Origin of the sequence: Paraburkholderia sp. SIMBA_053 (genome assembly GCF_046534895.1) — a bacterium.
GTDB lineage: Bacteria > Pseudomonadota > Gammaproteobacteria > Burkholderiales > Burkholderiaceae > Paraburkholderia > Paraburkholderia caledonica.
In genome coordinates this window covers 1-271 of record NZ_JAWRXU010000717.1, presented here as the reverse complement: position 1 = coordinate 271, position 271 = coordinate 1, and the positions used below count along the sequence as shown (strand labels likewise).

The following is a 271-nucleotide window of genomic DNA, read 5'->3' as shown; positions in this document are numbered from 1 at the left end:
GGAAGCGGCGGCTCGTCGACACGCTCGACGTAGCTCATGGCATTGGCGTGGGCGAATCGTGCGAGGCGGAACCGAGTGACGTTGCGCAGGCGAATGCTGCGGCGCACGAGCATCACGATGCCGACGACGAGGCCGGCGAGGAGCACGAGCCCGATGAGCGCGGCGACGGCGAGCACGATCGCGCTTCCGATCAATGCCAGCATCGCCACAGTCGACCCTACCGGGGGATCGATCGGCCTGGAGAGGAGGAAGGCCAGGAGTCCTGCGCCGA

1 protein-coding gene is annotated in these 271 nt (G+C 67.9%); it reads right to left on the bottom strand.

Features of this window, described 5'->3' with window-relative positions:
• Positions 1-203 (bottom strand): hypothetical protein (locus tag SB753_RS37455; protein WP_410805205.1); only part of this gene is annotated, 203 nt, incomplete at its 3' end.
• Between the last annotated feature and the right edge of the window lie 68 nt (positions 204-271).